Raw genomic sequence first — 994 nt, 5'->3', positions numbered from 1 at the left:
CGCTTGGTTGGTATGGGGCATTGCGTTGACCGAATCGCGCACCGCCATGTTGACGCTGGCCCTTGCCACGGCAGCGGTGACCCTGATGAGGCCCAGTTGTCCCCCGCGCTGGCGCAGGAGTTGGCCGGTAGGCCGGGTGATTCAGACTACCCGATCTTCATCTCCCACACGAAGCCCTCTGAAGCGGATCCCATCGTTCAGGAAATTCGGCACATCACCGCTGGCCAGCGTCAGCAAGGCGGTCGCGCGGTGGACATCCAGATGGTGGCAGCTGGTCAGGTCATGTACGTCTGAGACTGACAATTTTGTCGATCAGATCTCGGGCGGGTGCCGCAAATTGACGATCAGGCACTGGCCGCAGACCTTGCTCTCTAGAGGGAGCTTCCTGGCATGCGACTTGCACTGACTTGAGCGCATTTGCAACTATCCTAGGAGGTATTCATGAAGCGCTCTATTCAAAAGGGTTTTACCCTGATCGAACTGATGATCGTGGTGGCGATCATCGGTATTCTGGCCGCAGTGGCTCTGCCTGCTTATCAAGACTACACGGTGCGTGCACGTGTATCCGAAGTGATTCTTGCGGCGTCGTCGTGCCGTACAACCGTCACTGAAGCCCTGCAGACGTCTCCTAATGCTGACGCGCGATCCGCTATTCAAGGCTGCGCGATTTCGTCTACCAAAATGGTGGTCAGCGGTATTTCCGACGCCAACGGGGTGATTACGGTTGTTGGTAGTGCGACAGCACTCGGCGGTGACGTGTCGGCAACTGCCAATTCGATCATGCTGCGGCCGTACATCGGTGCCAACCTCGTCAACGGTACGAACGATGGTGGTCGAGTGATCACCGAATGGCGTTGTGGTCCGGCTACTACGAATCCGCTGCCCGCCAAGTACCTGCCCGGTTCCTGCAAGGCTGCTTGATTGCTGATCTTGCTATCCGAGGAGGCCGCCCTGCGCGGCCTCTTTCTTTTTTCTCTGGAACAATCTGACGTAT

General features: G+C 57.5%; 1 protein-coding gene and 1 pseudogene. Both read left to right on the top strand.

Annotation, left to right across the window (positions count from 1 at the left end):
• Positions 1-294: pseudogene (locus ABD866_RS10770) on the top strand (hypothetical protein); the annotation flags it as partial.
• Between the two features lie 147 nt (positions 295-441).
• Positions 442-921, top strand: a complete 480-nt coding sequence (locus ABD866_RS10765; RefSeq protein WP_345064534.1) for a pilin — start codon at positions 442-444, stop codon at positions 919-921.
• The last annotated feature ends 73 nt before the right edge of the window (positions 922-994 follow it).

Source organism: Acidovorax lacteus (genome assembly GCF_039540375.1).
GTDB lineage: Bacteria > Pseudomonadota > Gammaproteobacteria > Burkholderiales > Burkholderiaceae_C > Acidovorax_G > Acidovorax_G lacteus.
Note: the sequence above shows the minus strand (reverse complement) of the source record. Positions and strands in the feature narration are given on the sequence as shown.